Origin of the sequence: Streptomyces gottesmaniae (assembly GCF_031845845.1) — a bacterium.
GTDB classification, from domain to species: domain Bacteria; phylum Actinomycetota; class Actinomycetes; order Streptomycetales; family Streptomycetaceae; genus Streptomyces; species Streptomyces akebiae.
In genome coordinates, this window is record NZ_JAVRFJ010000140.1 from 1 (window position 1) to 450 (window position 450).

The following is a 450-nucleotide window of genomic DNA, read 5'->3' on the forward strand; positions in this document are numbered from 1 at the left end:
TTCAAAATCCGGCGGCGTGCCGTGCCGGCAGTATTGGGCGAGCAGGTATTGCCCGTGGGGATTGTTGTTTTTTGCGCTTGTTTTGCCCATTCCAGGGCTTCTTCAAAATGTCGGGACGCGTACAGAAGGTACATCAGGCGGACTTGCGCTTCGGGCAGGCCTGCTTCTGCCAGGCCTGTAAAGCGGTATCAGGGTTTCCGGGGGCGCGCCTTCCAATTCTTGGATATATGCCAAATTGTAACGCGCATAGGGATGCCCCTGTTCGGCGGCGATGCGGAGCATTTCCATACCTTGTTCGCGGTCTTGGTGCGGGCTGTCCGCGTTCATCAGGTGTTTTGCCAACTCGAATGTGGCGGCGGGATGATCTGCCGAGGCCGCTTCTGTCAGCAGTCGGCGGACTTCGGTAAAGTTATAATATTGTTTTTGAGACAGGCGTTCCAAGGCCTGCCG

At 56.4% G+C, this 450-nt stretch carries 1 protein-coding gene; it reads right to left on the reverse strand.

From position 1 onward, the window contains the following. Positions 1-102: 102 nt before the first annotated feature. Positions 103-450: hypothetical protein (locus tag RM704_RS45765; RefSeq protein WP_498076454.1), on the reverse strand; the 348-nt coding region annotated here is incomplete at its 5' end.